At 39.6% G+C, this 20,051-nt stretch carries 17 protein-coding genes; 6 read left to right on the top strand and 11 right to left on the bottom strand.

Annotated elements, in window-relative coordinates:
* Positions 1 to 93 precede the first annotated feature (93 nt).
* The 3 genes from ACYVM0_RS12705 (at position 94) to ACYVM0_RS12695 (ending at position 2,501) form a co-directional block, all read left to right on the top strand.
* Positions 94 to 1,275 (top strand): class I SAM-dependent rRNA methyltransferase, encoded by a 1,182-nt coding sequence (locus ACYVM0_RS12705; RefSeq protein ID WP_460557603.1) that lies wholly within the window; start codon positions 94 to 96, stop codon positions 1,273 to 1,275.
* 121 nt (positions 1,276 to 1,396) lie between these two features.
* A complete protein-coding gene (locus tag ACYVM0_RS12700; RefSeq protein WP_460557601.1) occupies positions 1,397 to 1,609 on the top strand; it encodes a hypothetical protein in 213 nt (70 codons plus the stop codon).
* Between the two features lie 103 nt (positions 1,610 to 1,712).
* On the top strand, positions 1,713 to 2,501 hold the full coding sequence (locus ACYVM0_RS12695) for a DUF2452 domain-containing protein (protein WP_460557599.1): 789 nt from the start codon (positions 1,713 to 1,715) through the stop codon (positions 2,499 to 2,501).
* 3 nt (positions 2,502 to 2,504) lie between these two features.
* Here ACYVM0_RS12695 and ACYVM0_RS12690 read toward each other — a convergent pair whose 3' ends face one another.
* The 4 genes from ACYVM0_RS12690 to ACYVM0_RS12675 form a co-directional block, all read right to left on the bottom strand.
* Positions 2,505 to 3,248, bottom strand: a complete 744-nt coding sequence (locus tag ACYVM0_RS12690; RefSeq protein WP_460557597.1) for a DUF2490 domain-containing protein — start codon at positions 3,246 to 3,248, stop codon at positions 2,505 to 2,507.
* A gap of 19 nt (positions 3,249 to 3,267) precedes the next feature.
* Complete coding sequence (locus ACYVM0_RS12685; RefSeq protein ID WP_460557595.1) at positions 3,268 to 4,935, bottom strand: putative transporter; 1,668 nt, start codon at positions 4,933 to 4,935, stop codon at positions 3,268 to 3,270.
* A gap of 62 nt (positions 4,936 to 4,997) precedes the next feature.
* On the bottom strand, positions 4,998 to 6,881 hold the full coding sequence (locus ACYVM0_RS12680) for a phosphoenolpyruvate carboxykinase (GTP) (RefSeq protein WP_460557593.1): 1,884 nt from the start codon (positions 6,879 to 6,881) through the stop codon (positions 4,998 to 5,000).
* Between the two features lie 390 nt (positions 6,882 to 7,271).
* Positions 7,272 to 8,195, bottom strand: coding sequence for an AraC family transcriptional regulator (locus ACYVM0_RS12675; protein WP_460557591.1), 924 nt, complete (start codon positions 8,193 to 8,195; stop codon positions 7,272 to 7,274).
* A 152-nt stretch (positions 8,196 to 8,347) separates the two neighbouring features.
* Here ACYVM0_RS12675 and ACYVM0_RS12670 point away from each other — a divergent pair, with 152 nt between their 5' ends.
* Together ACYVM0_RS12670 and ACYVM0_RS12665 are read left to right on the top strand one after the other, a co-directional pair.
* Positions 8,348 to 9,880 carry an aldehyde dehydrogenase family protein gene (locus ACYVM0_RS12670; RefSeq protein WP_460557589.1) on the top strand — a complete coding sequence of 511 codons (1,533 nt, stop codon included), beginning with the start codon at positions 8,348 to 8,350 and terminating at the stop codon, positions 9,878 to 9,880.
* A gap of 58 nt (positions 9,881 to 9,938) precedes the next feature.
* Entirely contained in the window at positions 9,939 to 10,316 is a 378-nt protein-coding gene (locus ACYVM0_RS12665; RefSeq protein WP_460557587.1) for a DUF779 domain-containing protein, read from the top strand.
* Between the two features lie 65 nt (positions 10,317 to 10,381).
* On the opposite strand, the gene ACYVM0_RS12660 is transcribed toward ACYVM0_RS12665, so the two are convergent.
* Both ACYVM0_RS12660 and ACYVM0_RS12655 read right to left on the bottom strand, forming a co-directional pair.
* On the bottom strand, positions 10,382 to 10,723 hold the full coding sequence (locus ACYVM0_RS12660) for a T9SS type A sorting domain-containing protein (protein WP_460557585.1): 342 nt from the start codon (positions 10,721 to 10,723) through the stop codon (positions 10,382 to 10,384).
* A 116-nt stretch (positions 10,724 to 10,839) separates the two neighbouring features.
* Positions 10,840 to 11,370, bottom strand: a complete 531-nt coding sequence (locus tag ACYVM0_RS12655; RefSeq protein ID WP_460557583.1) for a peroxiredoxin — start codon at positions 11,368 to 11,370, stop codon at positions 10,840 to 10,842.
* 57 nt (positions 11,371 to 11,427) lie between these two features.
* Here ACYVM0_RS12655 and aqpZ point away from each other — a divergent pair, with 57 nt between their 5' ends.
* The gene (gene aqpZ, locus ACYVM0_RS12650; protein WP_460557581.1) at positions 11,428 to 12,126 is read left to right on the top strand and encodes an MIP/aquaporin family protein; all 699 of its coding nucleotides are present in this window, start codon (positions 11,428 to 11,430) and stop codon (positions 12,124 to 12,126) included.
* A gap of 51 nt (positions 12,127 to 12,177) precedes the next feature.
* Here the strand turns inward: aqpZ and ACYVM0_RS12645 are convergent, their stop codons facing one another.
* The 5 genes from ACYVM0_RS12645 to ACYVM0_RS12625 form a co-directional block, all read right to left on the bottom strand.
* On the bottom strand, positions 12,178 to 13,113 hold the full coding sequence (locus ACYVM0_RS12645; protein WP_460557579.1) for a hydrogen peroxide-inducible genes activator: 936 nt from the start codon (positions 13,111 to 13,113) through the stop codon (positions 12,178 to 12,180).
* Positions 13,114 to 13,275: 162 nt separating this feature from the next.
* Positions 13,276 to 14,313 carry a PorP/SprF family type IX secretion system membrane protein gene (locus ACYVM0_RS12640; RefSeq protein ID WP_460557577.1) on the bottom strand — a complete coding sequence of 346 codons (1,038 nt, stop codon included), beginning with the start codon at positions 14,311 to 14,313 and terminating at the stop codon, positions 13,276 to 13,278.
* A 62-nt stretch (positions 14,314 to 14,375) separates the two neighbouring features.
* The gene (locus ACYVM0_RS12635; protein WP_460557575.1) at positions 14,376 to 18,647 is read right to left on the bottom strand and encodes a PKD domain-containing protein; all 4,272 of its coding nucleotides are present in this window, start codon (positions 18,645 to 18,647) and stop codon (positions 14,376 to 14,378) included.
* 269 nt (positions 18,648 to 18,916) lie between these two features.
* Positions 18,917 to 19,489, bottom strand: coding sequence for a DUF1573 domain-containing protein (locus tag ACYVM0_RS12630; RefSeq protein WP_460557573.1), 573 nt, complete (start codon positions 19,487 to 19,489; stop codon positions 18,917 to 18,919).
* 34 nt (positions 19,490 to 19,523) lie between these two features.
* On the bottom strand, positions 19,524 to 20,018 hold the full coding sequence (locus ACYVM0_RS12625; RefSeq protein ID WP_460557571.1) for a DUF1573 domain-containing protein: 495 nt from the start codon (positions 20,016 to 20,018) through the stop codon (positions 19,524 to 19,526).
* Positions 20,019 to 20,051 lie beyond the last annotated feature (33 nt).

Here is a 20,051-nt window from a genome sequence, read left to right as displayed (position 1 = left end):
TGCCAAGCCTTGTTTTGCAGCCAAATTGGCAATTTTTGGGGCTGTAGCGGGACATTTTGAGTGGCCTGACAGCTAAACCGGTAACTTTGCGCCATGAAGAGCATTACTTTAAATAAAAATATCAGCCGCAGGGTGGAAAGCGGCCATCCCTGGATTTTCAGCAACGAGGTGAATACCGGTAAAGAAAAAGATACCAATGCACAGCCGGGAGAAATAGTGGATGTATACACTTTTGATAAGAAATTTATTGGCCGGGGATATTATAATCCTCAATCACAGATATCAGTTCGTTTATTGACCAGGGATAAAAATGAAAATATCGACGAGGCCTTTTTTTATAACCGCATTCAACAGGCCTGGCAATACCGGCAGCGCATTGGTTACTCCGAAAATTGCCGGCTCATCTTTGGTGAGGCAGATGATATGCCGCAACTGATCATTGATAAATTCAACGATTATTTTGTGATTCAAACTTTAGCGCTGGGTATTGATGTGTGGAAGCCAGCCATTGTAAAAGCTTTGAATGAATTGTTTACCCCCAAAGGCATCTACGAACGTAATGATGTGCCTGTACGTGAACTGGAAGGAATGGAGCAACACAAAGGTTTTCTGTCTGCCGAATTTGATACCAATATTGTCATTAATGAAAATGGTATTCAATTTAATGTAGATATCGTTAACGGTCAAAAGACCGGCTATTTTTTAGATCAGCAGGATAACCGAAGGGCTATTCAGCATATAGTAAAAGGCGCCGATGTACTGGGTGCTTTTTGTTATACCGGTTCCTTTGAGATCAGCGCTGCTTATTATGGCGCTAAATCTGTTTTGGGCCTGGATATTTCCCAGAATGCTGTTGATATGTGCAACAAAAATGCAGCATTGAATGGCCTTGAAAAAATATGCCGCTTTGAATGTGTGAATGCATTTGATGTGTTGAAAAACCTTACCAAAGAAGATAAACGCTGGGATGTGGTGATGCTTGATCCACCATCATTTACCAAAAGCCGCAGTAGTATTGATAAAGCAGTTGCAGGTTATAAGGAAATTAATTTAAGAGGAATGAAACTGGTTAAGCCCGGCGGATTCCTGGTAACCTCCAGCTGTACCAATTTAGTGCAACCCGAATTGTTTTTGGATATCATACAAATGGCTGCTAAAGATGCCAAAAGAAAAATCAGGCAGGTGGTGTTTAATGCACAAAGCGCCGATCACCCCATTATAAGAGGACAGGAAAATACCCATTATTTAAAATTTTTGATTGTACAGGTAATGTGACAATTTATTTAATTCCCGAGGCATAATAAAGTATTTTTCTTCAACAATTTTATTGCGTAAAACTGTTAGCACTTAGTTTTAGGTTATGAAAATGTATCAGTTTAAATACCAGGAGATATTGATGAATGAGTTACTAATAAATGAAGAACGTTTCCTGGAGCAATACAGGTATTTGTTTGAAGAGCTCCTGCACTTTCATACTGTTATCAACAGCCGGGTATATGAATCGGTAAATCTCCGGAACAATAGTGTTAGCTCCAGGCCGCTTACAATAGAAACTTTATTAAGAAAAAATACATTGCCCGCCTTCCGCTTTCTGGTCTGTAAAAATTAACCAGGCCCGCTTGTTTTACATAAGCTCAATAAAAATATTTTTGTTTAAAACAATATAGCTGTTTGCTTGTTATGCTATAACAATTTTTAAACTCACTGCTTACATGACCTCTATCTATAATTTTATCGGCTCCTGGCAATTGTTCCCTGAAAAAGGTATTTATGAGACAGGTAGCCGTCCCAAATCGGGTATTTGTATTATTGCTGCTAATAATGATACTCAGTTTATCAGCATCAATACCAACTGGGTAACATTAGAAAACCAGGCTTATGCTGCACAATACGAATTGGCTACAGATGGAATGCTTCACCCTTTTGCTGATACTGATTTGGCGGATACTGTAAAAGTGGACATAATCAGCACCATTCATTTTGAAGTTTTCTTTTATAAAAATGAAATGGAAGTATTGCAGGTAGTACACCAATTATTGCCCAATGGCTATTTAAAAATTATACAGAAAGGGTTTACACCGGCGCAAAAGACTTATATCAATACAGAAGTGTATCACCGGCAGATGAGTGTGCTGCCTTATGCGTCTTCTGCATCCGGGGCATTGGTTAAGCCAACCGAAGAAGGTATGATAAGGCATAAGGCTTTAAGTGCAATGGAAGAACAAACCAATATGCAACTGGACCAGATAAGACGGCAAATAGAATTACTGGCCTTGCAGGCGCAGGAAATTCAGATGCGTAAGGAGTTATCTATGATTATTTATAATGCCAAATTAAGTTTCCCTCCTGTAATAGGGTCAGTTTATTATCTCTATCAAAAAGATGATGATACACATTTTGTTTCAATGATTGCACCTGAGCAATGGGGCAGGGGTAAGGCGTACAAGGAATTTATTGCAAAAATAAAATTGCTGGCTGATCATACCTGGGTGGAAGTGTAAGAATTATTTCTTTCTGAAATCAGGCGTATAATAAAAGAACCAGCGAAAAGTTTCATTTACATCATACTGATAGCCCGAAGATTTTTGTTGTTTCACCAGCATGTAGCCTAAATCAAAACTCAGGTCTTTTGTGCATTTTTGTTTAATTCCGATGAACACCCTGTTCTGGTCAAAAGTGTTATAAATAATTTCTTTCCCAAACTGAATACATAATTCATCTGCAACAACAAAAGACGGATATTTCGTTTTTTTTGAAACAGGAATAGTAAAGCTTAATAAATATCTTATCCTGTCGGTAAATTTATTTTGCCCGGTAGCTTTATCATTCACAATTTTTTGTTGCCAGCGCTGTTCGTTACGTATACGTTGTAACATACTTATCCGGCCAGTTTTTGAAGTGATCTGGGCCTGCTGATAAATCCTGTTTTCATTGGAAAACGTTTTCCAGCCTGCGGTGGATGGCGCTACCCACATATGGCCATATCCTGTTGTTAAAATGATATTGTCTTTAAGCCAATAGTTTATGCCGGCACGAACAAAGTGAAAGCTGGGGTCTTTAAAAAAATTATTTCTTCTTTCATGCAGGTCAAGCGAAAGGCCCCATTTTTTATAAAGCCTGGCGGTGCTGTTAATGCTAACCCACGACTGGTATTGTTTGTTGATCTCTTTTGTTTTTGTTTGTGCAGAGGAACAATATGTGCTGACACAACATAATAACCACATTCCAATTCTTAACCACTTTTTCATAATTAATTTTTTAAGGATACTAGGCAAATAATAAGATCAGTAATTCTGCAGCCACAATACGTAATATCATTGTGAGCGGGTATACCGTTGCATAAGTAGCAGAAGGTATATCATTACCCGCCATTTTTAAAGCGAATGCCAGCGCCGGCGGGTCTGTAGATGCACCTGCCAGTAAACCGCAAATTTCAAAATAGGTTTTCCTGAAAAATTTATGTGCAATGGTACCAACGATCAGTAATGGCAACATGGTAATTACTGCGCCCATTATTATCCAGGTCCAGCCATTGCCATTTATAAATGCTGCAGCTAAATTGCCGCCACTATGTAAGCCAACACTTGCTAAAAATAATGCGATTCCTAATTCCCGGATCATTAAATTGGCACTGTTAGTAGTGTAGGTATTTAAATATACCATACCTCCAAAACGACTGATCAATAATGCAACAATCAAGGGGCCACCTGCCATGCCAATCTTTACAGCCACGGGCATACCGGGAAAATGAATGGGGATGCTGCCAACAATTACGCCCAGTACAATACCCATAAAAATCGGTGCAAGGTCGGGTGCTTCCAGGCGCTTAACAGAGTTACCAAAAACTTTGGCTACCAATTCCACGCCTTCTTCAGTTCCTACTACTTTTAAAGTATCACCTAACTGAAGGTACAGGTTACCGTGAGGTACTATTTCAATTCCGGCACGGTTTAACCGGGTAAGTGTAAAATCATGTTGATGAATTTCGGGATGGTCGCCTAATCTTTTATGTGTTACTTCTTTGTTGGTAACCACAATATATTTTGAGATCAGTCCTCCGCTACTTTCATCTTTCAGGTTCATGTTACTTTCTGAACCGATAAGTAATTTCAGTTGTGCCAATTCATGCTTGGGTACTACTACCAACAATACATCATTTTCATCAAAAATTATATCCGGCGTAGGTGTTATCACTTCTCCCTTATGGTACATCCTGGAAATAACGATCGGGTCTTTTAATAATTCAAATACTTTACGCAGTGGTTGGCCAATCAATTGTTTGTTATCTAAATTCAAATGAATTGACACGGGGCGTTTTGACCTGAAGATATTCAGCTTGCGGTGCAGTTCTTTCTCAGTATCGATATTGGTTTTAAATATTTTCTTTAACAGCAGTAATGAAAAAATAATTCCAAATACACCGAAGGGATAAGCGATGGCATAGGCCAGTGTCATCAGGGAATTATCTACACCTGTAATGTTAGCTTCTTTAACAGCAGATTGTGCTGCAGCAAGGCCGGGTGTATTAGTAACAGCGCCACTCATTAAACCTGTCATCACGGTAATATGATTACCGGAAATGAATTTGAAAATAATGGTGATGATAACGCCCAGTAAAACTACAGAGCCCGCCAGTAAATTATTGCCTAATGCATTCTTTTTTAAGGAAGCAAAAAAACCAGGACCAACCTGCAAACCTATCGAGTAAACAAAAAGTATGAGTCCGAAATCCCGTAAAAAATCTTCTGTTTCTTTATTTACAGTTACACCTGAATAAGAAAACAATAATCCCATAAACAATACCCAGGTAACGCCTAATGAAATTCCAAAAAACTTTACTTTTCCCAGCCAGATGCCAATCGCAATCACTAATCCGTAGATCAACACTGCATGAGCAACTGTGGCTTCGGTGAAAAGTTTTATTATCCAGTCCATGATAAAAAATATGAGTGAAAAATAAAGGGCACTCCGATTTTTCAGTAGTGCCCTTTTTATACTTAGTGATGTTCAGGCTGTAAACCAAAATGTTCTGGTGAACGCCACAAAGCAGATAATAACAATTCTTTCATGAAAATAAATTCCTTAGGAAGTTTATCGTAAAAACGGGAGAACAATTCTTCATGTGATAATAATTCTTTTTTCCACGGTTCTCTGTCTACTGTCATGATATGCTCAAAATCAGCTCTTTCAAAATCTTTCATGTCAGTCCAGTCAATATCTTCATACCTTGGCATCCATCCGATAGGGCTTTCAATACCGGAAGCATGTCCGTTAATTCTTTCTACTATCCATTTTAATATTCTTACATTTTCGCCAAAGCCGGGCCACATGAATTTGCCATCTTCATCTTTTCTAAACCAGTTCACACCAAAAATTCTTGGGGCATTAGGCAATGTTCTGCCAAATTGTAACCAGTGATTTACATAATCACCGATGTGGTATCCCATAAAAGGCAACATCGCAAATGGATCATGTCTTACTTTTCCTATTTCGCCAAATGCCGCAGCAGTGGTTTCACTGCCCATTGTAGTGGCTAAGTAAACACCAAAATTCCAGTTAAAAGATTGGTATACCAGCGGAACAGTGGTACTTCTGCGGCCGCCGAAAATAAAGCCACCGATATGCACTCCTTTCGGGTTTTCCCAATCTTCGTCTATGGCAGGATTCTGATAAGCAGGTGCAGTAAATCTTGAATTAGGATGGGCTGCTGGTTTGCCGCTTGCAGGGTCCCAGGGTTTGCCATGCCAGTCAATTAATCCTTCTGGAATTTCTTTGCTCATACCTTCCCACCAAACATCTTTATCGGGTGTAATGGCCACATTGGTGAAGATGGTATTGGCACGAATGGTTTCCATTGCATTGGGATTGGTTTTATAATTAGTGCCCGGTGCTACGCCAAAGTAACCAGCTTCAGGATTTATAGCATACAAAGCGCCATCATGACCACGGTGTATCCAGGCAATATCATCACCTACGGTAGTTACTTTCCAGCCATCAAATTGTTTTGGTGGAATTAACATGGCAAAATTGGTTTTACCACATGCACTTGGAAATGCAGATGCCACATAAGTTTTTTGTCCTTTAGGATCTTTAACACCCAATATCAGCATGTGCTCGGCAAGCCAGCCTTCTTCCCTTCCCATTTCGGATGCAATACGTAATGCAAAACATTTTTTACCCATTAATGCATTGCCACCATAACCGCTGCCATAAGAGATCACCAGTCTTTCATCGGGAAAGTGAGAGATGTATTTGGTATGGGGGTTACATGGCCAGCTTACATCTTTAGCTCCTTTATCTAAGGGGGCACCAACTGTATGCAAACATTTTACAAATTTTTTCGGCTGCATATGAGGCAGAATATTTTCTCCCATACGTGTCATGATACGCATATTAACAACAACATATTCAGAGTCGGTGATCTGCACGCCATATCTTGATAATGGTGAGCCTACCGGCCCCATGCAAAATGGTATCACATAAAGTGTACGCCCTTTCATAGCATCGGTAAGCAAATCGTTTAGAATCACTTTCATTTTATCAGGTGCCATCCAGTTATTGGTAGGGCCTGCATTTTCTTTAAGACGGCTGCAGATAAATGTTTTATCTTCCACACGTGCCACGTCACTGGGGTCGCTGAAGCAGGCAAAACTATTCGGACGCTTCTCCGGGTTTAATTGTATAAATGTTCCTTTTCTTACCAGGAGCTGGCAAAAATTATCATACTCTTCCTGGGAGCCATCGCACCAATGTATGGCACTGGCATCGCATTGTGATGCAATCTGTTTTACCCAGCTATCAATTTCATTCTTTACCTGGCTTGATCCCAGTGAAGAGAAATTACTTGGTATTGACATGGGTTGAGTTTTTAAAATTGACATGATGTAATTGTTTTAAAATGATCGGTTTTATGAAGATGAAATCTGAAAGTTTTATACTGCAGTAGTTGCTTTTGATTTTTAATTCTGATGTAAAATTATTTCATTAATAAAAGTAGCTGCTGATAGTAGTTAGTATTTTATATGATTTGAATTAGTAAGCTGGCGAAAGGCCTGTTCACAGGAGTCATTTTCATTGGGAAAAGCGTAAAAAAATCTCCTTTTTTTAAACTGTGATGCATGAAACTACATGACAGTTATTAATTTGTTTTCTGTTTATTTAAGAGAAAGTGTGGCAGAAAGTGCTATAAAGTTAGTGGGGTGTAATGTATGCGGTTTATGGGGGAGAGTGAATATAATGGGTTTATGTAGCGACACTCCTGCTTTTTGCCTTCAGTTAATACAGCTTTGATAAATACCCGGAGTAATGCCCTCTGATTTTTTGAATAAGCGTACAAAATAATTTACATCGCCAAAACCACATTGGTTACTTACACTGGTAACGGTATTGCGTTTATTGGCCAATAATTGTTTGGCTAATTTGATGCGTTCCCTGTTAATGTATTCCAATGGGGTAATGCCAAACTGTTCTCTAAACCAGGTGAAAAACATGTTGCGGCTCAGGTAAGCTTTACGGCATAATATATCTACTGCAATTTTTTCGGTAAGGTGTTCGTGAATATAATGCAATACATAATGCTGACGGTTGTGATTGGTGTTGTTCTCAATATCCACACTTACCTGTTGCAGGTACTGGCTTTGTACCAAACGTATCAGTAATTCTTTCAGGTTAAGGTCGGCAAAAATATTTTTAGCTGTATCCATACTGCTGCACACACGTATCAGTTTGTTGATTAAACCTGTTACTTCGGTATCATTATCAAAATGATATTTATTGAACTGTAATTTCCATTCGTGGGCATCTTCTTTATCGCTGTTATAAAAAGTATTCAGGTAATGTAAAGTGGAATTCATGTATTGTTCATCAACAGCAAGGGCAATGCATTGCGTAGGGTTCTCCGTTTCTGCTTCCGGAAAATCAATCACCATTGTTTCATTGGCAGGTACAATTACTGTTTCTCCGGGTAAATAATCAAAAGCCGGTTTGTCAAACAGGTGCATTACCTTTTTGCCTCTCACCATGCTGGTAATTACAAAATCGCTAAATGTAAGGGGTACACGATAAGTTTCCTGGTAGCTTTCAAATACGTTCAGTTCGCAATTATTTAAATTGAAAATACGGCGGTTCTCCACCAGGGTTTGCAGATACTTTGGATGCGTAAGGTCAATTTTTTGTAAATGATTTTTTACAGGCAATGCAACTTCCGTTTAAGAATCAATAATACAGATTTCCGGCAATCCAAACAATGATTTGGTACAATTGTGCTATAAAAAAACACTAAAGTACAGCTGTACCGGTACAGGGCTATCGAAATTAGGGTATTATTTAACGATTAAAACGCTTGTATATGAGTACAGAAACAACTGCTGCACCAAAATCCACCGTGGCAGCACGTCCGCAATTCAAAACAAAATATGATCATTACATTGGCGGCCAGTGGGTGGCTCCTGATAGTGGTGAATATTTTGATAACGTATCTCCCATTGATGGAAAAGTATTTACCCGGGCTGCAAGAGGCAATGCAAAAGACATCGATAAAGCTATCGATGCGGCCGCAGAAGCTTTTAAAACCTGGAGCAAAACTGCAGCGGCCTATCGCAGTAACCTGTTATTAAAAATTGCGCAGGTGGTGGAAGATAACCTGGAATATCTTGCCATTGTAGAAACTATTGATAACGGGAAAGCATTAAGAGAAACAAGGGCAGCAGATCTTCCGTTGGTAGTGGATCACTTTCGTTATTTCGCCGGTGTTATCCGCAGCGAAGAAGGTACTATCAGCGAACATGATGATACTACAGTAAGTATTAATTTGCACGAGCCTATTGGAGTGGTAGGGCAGATTATTCCATGGAATTTTCCTTTACTCATGGCTACCTGGAAAATTGCACCGGCATTGGCAGCAGGTTGTACTGTGGTGGTAAAACCGGCAGAGCAAACACCCACAAGCATTATGGTGCTGATGGAATTGATCGGTGATATTTTGCCCAAAGGCGTATTGAATATTGTTACAGGCTTTGGTGTGGAAGCCGGTAAACCCCTGGCATCTTCTCCAAGAGTTAACAAAGTGGCTTTTACCGGGGAAACAACTACCGGAAGGTTGATCATGCAATATGCATCTGAAAATTTAATCCCGGTTACGATGGAATTGGGTGGTAAAAGCCCTAATATTTTCTTTGAATCTGTTGCTGATGCAGATGATGATTTTTTTGATAAAGCAATTGAAGGCGCAGTAATGTTTGCATTAAACCAGGGCGAAGTGTGTACCTGCCCGTCAAGGATTTTAGTGCATGAAAATATCTACGACAAATTTATTCAGCGGGTGATACAACGTGTTAATGCAATTAAGTTGGGTAATCCTTTGGATGGTACTGTAATGATGGGGGCACAGGCTTCTGAAGACCAGTACCAGAAAATATTAAGTTACCTGGATATTGGTAAGCAGGAAGGCGCACAGGTATTATGCGGCGGAGAAGCTTTTCATCAGAACAGTGGATTAGAACATGGCTATTACATTAAGCCTACTATTTTTAAAGGGCATAATAAAATGCGCATTTTCCAGGAAGAAATATTCGGGCCTGTTGTTGCAGTTACAACATTTAAAACTACAGAGGAAGCCATTGCTATTGCAAATGATTCTTTGTATGGTTTAGGTGCAGGTGTGTGGACCAGGGATGCCCATGAATTATACCAGGTGCCAAGAGCAATACAGGCAGGCCGTGTATGGGTAAACTGTTACCACCATTACCCTGCACATGCGCCATTTGGCGGCTATAAAAAATCAGGCTTTGGCAGAGAAACGCATAAGATGATGCTGAATCATTATCGGCAGACAAAAAATATGCTGGTATCCTACAGTAAACAAAAACTAGGTTTTTTCTAAACTAAAATGCAAAGAAAACAGTGGCTTTAAGTCACTGTTTTTATTTAAAAAAATTATTATGGCAATAGCAAGAGTTTTAGCAACAGATGCTGCATTGGCATTGATTGAACGATTGAAGAAAATGCACGGACCTTTAATGTTTCATCAAAGTGGTGGTTGTTGCGATGGCAGCCAGCCCATGTGTTTTGCAGAGGGAGAATTTAAAGTAGGTAACAGTGATGTTTGCCTGGGAGTAATTGCAGACTGTAAATTTTATATGGGGGCAGATCAGTTTGAATACTGGAAACACACACAACTTACCCTGGATGTTACACCGGGAAGGGGGAGCAGTTTTTCATTGGAAATACCGTTGGGAGTTCGGTTTTATATAGGGTCAAAATTATTCAGTGATGATGAAGTTGCAGACCTTACAGCGTTGTTACCTGTTGGAATATAAAGATGATGTAATGCTGAAATAATAGTCAGGGAAATAATTACAAGGCGATAGAAAAAAAGGTGAAATTATTTGATCACCAAAAATCTTTGGGTCTCTATAAGCCTTCCGTTTTTATCATGCAGTTGATAATAATAAAAACCTCTTGTGTAATCAGTTAATGGAAGATTTATTTTTTGAGGAGGAGATTTTAATTCGTACACTTTTTTACCTGTAAAATTATATATCTCGAAAGAGAATGACTTATCATAACCACTCACAAAATCAAAATTGATTGCTGTGGTAGCAGGTATCGGGTAAAGCTTAATCAACTTTGCAGCATTATCATCCTGTGCGGAAGTCTTATTTTGTGCAGAAGAAGTAAAGTTTAAACCAATAATTAAAATAAATATGTAAAAAATTTGTTTCAATACAGTAAAGTTAATAAAACATACTGAAATTATCAATAAAATATACTGCCAAAAAAAGTGCCGTTTTTTGTTAAATTGGCCCGGAGGGCATGCCCTCCGGGTTATTAACGCTCCAATCAGCTGTTTAATTGCTCCAGTTTTGCATTTATTGCCTCAAAATCCGGCAGGTCTCCGGCAGATTCCAGTACCTGGGCATATTGTATAATGCCTTCTTTATCAATGATAAATGCCGAGCGTTTGCTTACGCCCTTCATCCAGCCAATAAAAGCATCATAAAGGCAACCGTATGCTGAAGATACTTCCTTATTAAAATCGCTTAATAATGAAAAATTGTAGCCTTGTTCCTCTTTAAATTTCTTAAGGGTGGCAAACGAGTCTACAGAAATACCAAAAACAGTGGCGTTTGCATTGTTGTACTTTGCAATATCGTCCCTTATTGCACAAAGCTCTTTGGTACATACGCCTGTAAATGCCAGTGGAAAAAACAATAGTAAAACGTTTTTACCCTTTTGTTCGCTAAGGGTTACTTCTTTTTTGTCGGTGTCGTGCAGTGTAAAATCCGGTGCTGCTTGTCCAATTTCAATTGCCATAATGGTAAATGTGTTTTGTTTTTGTAAAGATAAAGGTGCAAAAATTGTTAACAGCATTTGCATCCTTTTAGTTTACTTAACCGACTAAAAGTTTCAACCTAAAACAGTTTATATATGAAAAAGTATTTTGCAGAATTTATCGGCACTATGAGCCTGGTGCTGTTTGGCTGCGGCGCAGCTGTAATTTCAGGCGGTAATGTGGAAGGTGGCCCCGCCGGCCTGGGCTTATTGGGTATATCTCTTGCTTTTGGCCTTGCAGTTGTGGCTATGGCTTATACCATTGGCGGTATTTCCGGTTGCCATATCAATCCTGCCATTACCGTTGCGATGCTGGTTGCCGGCAAGATCAGCAGTAAAGATGCAGGAGGTTATATTGTTGCCCAGTTTATTGGCGCCGTAGCTGGGGCAGGTATTTTGTATTTGATAGGTAATGGCAATGCCAACTTTAAAATGGGCGAGTGGGCATTGGGTTCCAACGGCTGGGGCGAAGGTTACCTGGGCAACTATAATGCTGTGGCTGCCTTTATTACAGAAGCTGTATTTACCTTTTTATTTCTGTATGTTATTTTAAATGTTACTTCAAAGCATGGTAACAGCACTATGGCAGGCCTTGCCATTGGCGTAACCCTGGTATTAATACATATGGTGGCTATACCGATTACCGGTACTTCTGTAAATCCTGCACGTAGTTTTGGCCCGGCTGTTTTTGCGGGAGGAAAAGCTTTATCGCAGTTATGGCTATTTATTGTAGCGCCAATTGTTGGTGGTATTATTGCAGCAATGGTTTGGAAAATAACGGGAGAGGATAAATGATTTTCATATTGGATTGCACTGGTATTAGCAGCAAAAGCTGGTGCAATCTTTTTATATCTTCACCAGGTTTTTATTTTTATTTAAGACCAGTTTGGATGGCAGTATGGCAATAATTTCTTCTTTTAAAACATCTATCAGTTTCTTCTTGATATAGTCCCGGTGTGTAACCAGGCTAACTTCCCTCACAGGCGCAGGCGATTTAAAATGCCGTATCATATTGGTTTGTTTGGCAGAAAAATCAAGTGTGGCCAGTTCCGGTAAAATGGTTACACCGTTATTTAATTCCACCATTTTTCTCAATGTTTCCACGCTGCCGGCTTCGTATTCAAAATTGCTCTGTTCCTTGGTTTGCTTTTTTAATTCACATAAATTAATGATCTGCGAACGGAAACAATGCCCTTCTTCCAGTAGCCATAATTCTTTCAGATCAATATCATCCGGCAGTACATAGGTTTTTTTATAAGCCGCATTTTTTTTAGATACATAGGCAACCAGTTCTTCATAAAACAAAGGGTATTCAGTTATGCTCACTTCCTGCAAAGGTGTAACCAATAATCCGGCATCTATTCTTCCGGTCTTCAGTTTTTCAACAATAATATCTGTCGTCATTTCTTTTACCTTAATAGTAACATCAGGATATTTTTTTAAAAAAGGTTGTAAAAAAAGCGGCAATAAATAAGGTGCCAGAGTAGGTATAATACCAATCTTTAATTCGCCCTGCAAAATACCTTGCTTATCACTGATAAGTTGGTCAATCTTTTTTACTTCGTTTAAAATGATCCTTGCCTGCTGAATAATTTCTTCGCCAATTTCGGTAGGAATGACCGGTTGTTTACTGCGATCAAAAATTTTACTGCCTAACGTCTCTTCCAGTTTTTGTATCTGCATACTTAATGTAGGCTGTGTTATAAAACAATGTTCGGCAGCAGTTGCAAAATGCCGGTGGGTGTCTACAGCTACAATGTATTCTAATTGTGTAATGGTCATACTGTAAAAATAGATATTAGCTATGTAATTATAATTAATATCAAACAAATTTATGAATCAGGGGTAATTAACTTACTGGCAAATCAGTAAATTATATGAAAGACAAAAGCCGCTAACCCCCGTTAAAAGCAGGTGTAGTATTTGTAGTTGGTCGTAAATTATTTAGAAACGTGGACATCGAACCGCATTAGCGCTGGTATTATTTCTGTCCAGGTATTTTTGGTAGGTAAGGCCCAGTTCAAAACCGCCGCGGCCACTGCTGGCAGTTTTCAATTGAGATATATTGGCATCATAACTTACAGAAACAGCAAAGGGTTTAAATTCCAGTTTTGCTACGGGTATCAAAGCATCTTTCCAGCGCAGGAATGCTCCCGCATGTAAAAGGTATTTCGGATCTTCAATGTCATCCAGTCTCCAGGAGTATAAAGCGCCGGCCATTGTTTCGGTAAAACTTCCTTGTTTGGAATAATCGCCTAATAAAGTAAAAAACGAGTATTCATTGATGTTCATTCTTACCCCCAGTGAACCTACCCATTTGGGGATCATTTCATAATTGGGATTGCCGTAAAAAGATACTTTAGTGGCTTTATTAAAATGGTGATAGCCAACACCCAGGTAAATATTATTATCCGCATTTTCACCGATCTGGCTGTTAAAACTCATGCCCACACTGGCATCTAAATAAGAGTAGGAATTCCTGGGAAAAGTTTCCCCGGTTGATAACCCCGGGTTAAAACCGGTACCATCGTATTGGCTATTGGTGGTGATTTTACTTCTGTCGATACTGCGTTGTACCCAACCGCCCATAAAACCTAAGGAAAGATATTGATTCTTTTCTCCGCTTAAAGACTTGTGATAATTAAGCGTCGGTAAAATATGAGTAGACTGCAATGCAACAGTTCCGGCCTTATCGTATAATATCTCCCCGCCAATTGTTAAAAAGTCATCACCCTTACCAACTGGCTTTTTATATTCTGCATTAAATGAACCGGTTTGATAAGGTGTAGTAACGCTGTTCCACTGGTTACGGTACACTGCCTGTACTCTTATATCGCCACTGAAAATACCGGCTAATGCAGGGTTTCTGAGCAAAGGGGTTTCAAAAAATTGCGAAAAGTGAATGTCTTGTGTATAGGCTTTACTGCCAAGTATAAGCAGTAATAAAAAACTCCATAAAGGTTTGTAAAAACCTTTGTTCATAGTGCTTGATTTTGTTGTTAGTGCAACTGTAGTATACTGTAAACGGCTTTTTTGCATAATTATTATTGAATCAGGGTGATATTTCCTTTGTAAGTGAGCACCTGGCTGTTCTCACAAACAATTTCAATAATGTAAGTATAAACGTCTGAGTTCTGTAATCTGCCATTGTACCTTCCATTCCACCCGGCCGATGGGTCATTGGGGAAGAGGTTGGCTTTTTGAAAAACCATTTCGCCCCAGCGATTAAAAATACGCATACTTTGAATAGCAAACAAGCCTGTACCTCTTGGATAAAACACATCATTTACACCATCATTATTTGGTGAAAATGTATTGGGTATAAATACGTTTTTATCATTGCAAACAACAATGATTGTAATATTGTCGGTATTGATGCAGCCATTGGCATCCGTAACTTTAATGGTATAAGTAGTAGTGTTTTTTGGCGAAGCAATGGTATTGTAACATGAGGTACACGATAAGCCAACAGATGGGCTCCACAGGTAATCAACTACCGGAGAGCCGGTTGGCAGTATAGCTACAGATGAGCCCACACCGATAATTTTATTAGGCCCTGCCTCAATCTGCGGTAAAGGGTAAACCACCACAGTTCGGTCAACGGTATCGGCGCAGCCACTGCTATTGGTTACAATCAACCGTAATGAATAATTGCCGGCGGTATCGTAACGCTGTGGCAGTGGATTTTGCGTAATAGAGGTTTTGCCATTTCCAAAATCCCAGTACCAGGTAATTTTAGAGGTATCTGGTTGTACCACTATTCCTTTAAACAATAACTTACTCTGCATACAAATGGGTACATTTCCGGCTATATCAATTACAGGGGAGGTAACAACTTTAATATAATTTGTTTTGATAGCAGTATCACTGCAACCATTAGCCGTAGTTACAATTAACCGTACCGTGTATAAGCCGGGGGCAGTATAATTGTGAGAAGGATTTTGTATAGAAGAAGTGCCGCCGTCACCAAAACTCCAATTGTAAGTAGTAATAATGCCATTGGTAGTTGTGGAGTCGGAAAAGTTTGCTATACCGGCATCACAAAAAAGAGAATCATCCACACCAAAATTTACATAGCTTTTTGTAACCTTGATTGTATCAATACCGGTTACTGGTATCTGGCAGCCGGTCTGGTCTTCTAAAATTACTTTTGGCAAAAACTGCCCTGGTAATAAATAATTGTACACCAGGTTTGAATCGGTTGTGGCTAAAGTATTGCCATCATTAAAATCCCACAGGTATTTAACCGGGCCAGGTGTTGAAGCATGAAAACTAACCGGCAAAGGCGAACAACCGGCAAGCGGAGTATAAGTTAAAGTTGCGGTGGAAGGATATAGGATTATAGTTTTATTCACGGTATCCACACAACCTCCCGGGCCGGCAACGGCTAATCTTGCAATATAAGTGCCTGGTGTTGAGTAATAGTGTGTTGGTTTGGCCAATGTTGAGGTAGTACCATCACCAAAAATCCAGGTAGCACTGGTGGAGTATAATGAAGTATTGGTAAAAATTACTTCAAACGGAGCACAGGAACTTAAAGAATCATTTACGGTAAATGCGGCTTTAGCAGTATGTACTTTTACATAGGTTGGTTTAGCCATAGTATCTTTACAGCCGTTGATATCCGTTACAATTAATTGAATGCGGTAATCTCCATCCGCTCCAAATACTTTAACAGGGTTGGTTACAGTTGATGATGTGGCATCTCCAAAATCCCAGTTGTAATTTAATCCGATACCAGTGGAGGCATTATTGAAAACCACATTTTTGCCAACGCAGGTTAGTGAATCCGGTGTTGAGAAAATTGCTTTAGGGTAGGATACAAAAATCTGGTTATTATTTATAAAAGAATTGCTGCAACCATAGCTGTCGGTTACTGTAACAGCAGAAATAAAAAATCCGTTAGTAGCGTAAGTATGCCTGAACGGTGGTGTGCTGAAATTTTGAGTATTGCCATCTCCGAAATTCCATAGCCAATTGGTAATGGGATGAACACCATCAGTATTAGTAAGGTCAGTAAAATTTACAGTCAAAGGCCTGCATCCTGCGGCCGGCGAAAAAGAGAAATTAGCAACAGGCCCCCATACTCTCACAAGGTTTGTTTTTGTTATTGTTGAAATACATCCACGTGTATCGGTTATAGTTAGTGATACAGTATAAAGGCCGGGTAAAGCATATTGATGAGTAATTGACGATCCACCGAATCCGGAGTTGCCATCGCCATAATCCCAAAAATAGGTAGCAATATTGGCTCCATTAATACCTACCGTTTGAAAAGCGGCAGCCTGGCTGGTACAAATGGTATCATCCAGCACTAAAAAATTTGCAGTTTCAGTAAACAATACAACAGGGGTGGTTTTGGTGTTATCACATCCTCCGTTAGTTACCGTCAAAGAAACATTATAACTGCCAAACGCGGCATAAGTATGTACCGGATTTTGCAATGTTGAAGTGAATCCATCTCCAAAATCCCAGGCCCAGGTTTGTGGTAAAACAGACTGGTCGGTAAAGGCTACCTGCAATTTATTATTACAATTGAAAGCGCTTGTAAACCTCGCCACCGGCGGAAGTGCAGTAATATAATTGGTCTTTACTAAAGTATCTGGGCAACCATTATTCCATGCAATTAAGCGTATAGAAAACCGGCCTGTGTCAAGGTACGTATAAGTTGGATTTTGTAAAGTGGATGTGCCAATGGCATCTCCAAAATCCCAGCTCCACCTGTCTGAGGGAACGGTTAAATCGGTAAACTGAATTGTTTTACCAACACATTGTGCTGTGGGCACTGCATTAAAATTTGCGATTGACTTATTACCCGCTTTTACTGCATTTACATACACCGAGGAATCGATGCAGCCATCTGTAGTGGTGATGAATAATTTTACAGTGTAAGTGCCTTGTGTAAGATAGGTGTGTGAAGGGTTTTGAAGTGTGGATGTACCCCCATCTCCAAAATCCCAGTTATAGGCAACCACACCATCTACAGCAATTACGTTTGCTGTGGGGCTAATGGTGAAAGGGATGCAGCCTTCCAGCGGAAGTCCATTGATGTTTACGATTGGTTTCTGTATCTGTATGAATTGATTTTTTGTAATACTGTCGCTGCAGCCATTAGCACCTGTGGCAATAAGTTTTACGGTATAGTTGCCTAAAGTGGTATAGGTGTGTGATGGATTTTGCTGAGTTGAAGTACTGCCGTCTCCAAAATCCCAACTCCAGCTTGTACCTCCTGTGGAAATATTATTAAAATTAACAGTGAACGGAACGTTACAATCTGTAACATCCGGTGCGTTAAAATCGGGAGTTGGCAGGCCTAACACAGTAATCTGTTTGGTAATTGAATCTGCACAGGTGCCGTAATTGTTTTTAAGTTTAACGTTGTATATGCCGGGAGTGCTATACACTTTTGTGGGGTTGGTAAGGGAAGAGAATGTAGCATCTCCGAAATCCCATAAAGAACTGGCCGATGCTGGTATTGAGGTGTTGACAAAATTAGCAGTAACACCCTGGCAAACTGTTGCAGGTCCCGTAAAATCAGAAACCACATCCCTGATAACAACTGCGGCAGGTTTTGTTAAAGTATCAATACAACCGGCACTGCTTTGGGTGATAAGGGAAACTGTAAAACTGCCGCCATTAAGATAAGTATAGGAGGGGCTGGTGGCAAAAGAAGTACCTCCATCTCCAAAGTCCCATTGGTAGGTTAAAGTGCCCGGGCCAGTGGAAAGATTAGTGAAATTAATAGTTTCGGGAGGTTTGCATTGTGTAGGTGTAGTATTGTTGAAATTAACAGTAACCCCCGGAGATACCTGTATAAAATTTGGCCTGCTTACTACTTTTGAACAACCTCCGCTATTGGTTACTTTTAAAGTAACCGTATAATTGCCCGCAACATTATAAATATGAAATGGATTTTGTGCTGTTGATAAAACACCATCCCCAAAATCCCAGTCCCAGTTGGTTATAGCGGCAGAGCCTCCTATAGATAAGTCTGTAAAATTAACCCGTAAAGGAAAACAACCCGAAGTATTAGGTGCGGCAAAATCAACGGTGGGCTTATCATCTACTTTGATATACTGGGTGCGGCTGAAGGTATTGCTTCCCGAGGCGTTGGTTACAGTAAGCGAAATAGTGTACAATCCCGAATTGAAATACGTAGTGGTGGGGTTTTGCTGGGAAGATAAAGTGCCGTTTCCCAGGTCCCATTGCCATGCTGTTGGTGCTCCTGTACTTTGATCAGTAAAGGTAACTGCTAAAGGGGCACAGCCGCTAACCGGACTTGCCGAGAAATTTGCGGAGGGTTGACCTAATGCCAATGCACTTATGAAAACAGACAGGATTAGTATGAGCGATCTTCTACAGCAAGTTTTATTAAGTAAAAATAGTTTCATGAATATGTGTAATAAGCAGGATTATTATAATTACCAAAAACTGTTCCGTTTTAACCCGTTACTGATAATTACAGACGCTTTAGAAAATAAAAACGCTTGTCAGGCAAAAAAATATTCTCTTAATAAGGGTGCAAAATACAAAAACCTCCTTTGTAAAGGAGGTTTTTGTATTATAAATTAATTGTAAATGATTATTAACTCTTAACGCTTTTGGGCGCTGTGACAGTTTTAGCAGACGCAGCTGGTTTTGCTTTTACACTTTTAACAGTAGTTGCACTTTTTGCCTTTACAGGGGCAGCTGTTGTAACAGCCTTGGCTACAGGAGCAGCTGGTGCAGCTTTAACAAGAGCCGGTGCCGGATTTTCCATTTTCCATTTGTCATATTCTTCAGCAGCCAGTACATCACCGGAGATCACTATGTTTTTAATATCATCAGCACCTGCAAATTTTACAGTCAGGTGTTTTTCAAAATGGCCAAGGTTTGCAGCGTTGAATTTAGCACTAACAAAACCGGTTGCACCAGGCGCAATAGGAGTTTTGGTATAATCTCCGATTGTACAGCCACAGGTAGGATTGGCTTGTTCAATGATCAATGGTTCTTTGCTGATATTAGTAACTATGAATTTTACTTCTTCGGGGTTATTTTGTTTTAATTTACCCTGGTCGATAGTTTCGGTTGCAAATTTAGCAATGTCATCAGCCTTTTTTTGTGCAAACATAGCAGTGGTAAAAACCAGTGCAGTAAGTGATAAGAATAGTTTTTTCATTATTGTTTTATTTTTTGGTGATTTTAAATGTGTCTTAATTTTTCAGGTCGCCGAGGCTTTTATTTTCAGGAGCAGAGGAAGCAGGTGTTTTCCAGACTTCGCCTTTAATAAATAATTGTTTGATCTCTGAACCATTGTAAGTGATGGTAACAGGTTTGGTAAAAGGGCCTTCAGCAGCAGCATTATAACCTACGGTTATTTTAGCTGTTGCACCGGGTGCCAAAGGCTTATCTCTTTCCCATTCAGGAGTAGTGCAACCGCAGCTTGCCTGAACGTTTACGATCTTAAGCGAATCTTTGCCGGTATTAACGATCTCAAAAACATGTGTTACCGGTTTGCCCTGAGGTATTTTACCAAAATTAAATTCGGTCTCTTTTAAAACCAGTGTTTCAACGGGGGCTGCAACTGGCTTCATATCTACCACGGGCTTAGCATCCGCAGGGGCTCCGGCTACAGCCATTTTGGTTTGCTGGGCATTAACTGTAGCTGCCGATAAGGCAATAAAAGCGATCGTAATTATTTTTTTCATGCTATTTTATTTTTCAGTTTGCTTATCAAAGAT

Source organism: Ferruginibacter profundus, from assembly GCF_054783275.1.
The sequence above is the reverse complement of the archived record's forward strand: the minus strand, read 5'-3'. Positions and strand labels throughout refer to the sequence as shown.

Excerpts from the sequence above, each read along its gene's own strand:
- ACYVM0_RS12705 (WP_460557603.1), top strand. The coding sequence starts at position 94 with ATGAAGAGCATTACTTTAAATAAAAATATCAGCCGCAGGGTGGAAAGC.
- ACYVM0_RS12700 (WP_460557601.1), top strand. The coding sequence starts at position 1,397 with ATGAATGAGTTACTAATAAATGAAGAACGTTTCCTGGAGCAATACAGG.
- ACYVM0_RS12695 (WP_460557599.1), top strand. The coding sequence starts at position 1,713 with ATGACCTCTATCTATAATTTTATCGGCTCCTGGCAATTGTTCCCTGAA.
- ACYVM0_RS12690 (WP_460557597.1), bottom strand. The coding sequence starts at position 3,248 with ATGAAAAAGTGGTTAAGAATTGGAATGTGGTTATTATGTTGTGTCAGC.
- ACYVM0_RS12685 (WP_460557595.1), bottom strand. The coding sequence starts at position 4,935 with ATGGACTGGATAATAAAACTTTTCACCGAAGCCACAGTTGCTCATGCA.
- ACYVM0_RS12680 (WP_460557593.1), bottom strand. The coding sequence starts at position 6,881 with ATGTCAATTTTAAAAACTCAACCCATGTCAATACCAAGTAATTTCTCT.
- ACYVM0_RS12670 (WP_460557589.1), top strand. The coding sequence starts at position 8,348 with ATGAGTACAGAAACAACTGCTGCACCAAAATCCACCGTGGCAGCACGT.
- ACYVM0_RS12665 (WP_460557587.1), top strand. The coding sequence starts at position 9,939 with ATGGCAATAGCAAGAGTTTTAGCAACAGATGCTGCATTGGCATTGATT.
- ACYVM0_RS12655 (WP_460557583.1), bottom strand. The coding sequence starts at position 11,370 with ATGCTGTTAACAATTTTTGCACCTTTATCTTTACAAAAACAAAACACA.
- aqpZ (WP_460557581.1), top strand. The coding sequence starts at position 11,428 with ATGAAAAAGTATTTTGCAGAATTTATCGGCACTATGAGCCTGGTGCTG.
- ACYVM0_RS12645 (WP_460557579.1), bottom strand. The coding sequence starts at position 13,113 with ATGACCATTACACAATTAGAATACATTGTAGCTGTAGACACCCACCGG.
- ACYVM0_RS12640 (WP_460557577.1), bottom strand. The coding sequence starts at position 14,313 with ATGAACAAAGGTTTTTACAAACCTTTATGGAGTTTTTTATTACTGCTT.
- ACYVM0_RS12630 (WP_460557573.1), bottom strand. The coding sequence starts at position 19,489 with ATGAAAAAACTATTCTTATCACTTACTGCACTGGTTTTTACCACTGCT.
- ACYVM0_RS12625 (WP_460557571.1), bottom strand. The coding sequence starts at position 20,018 with ATGAAAAAAATAATTACGATCGCTTTTATTGCCTTATCGGCAGCTACA.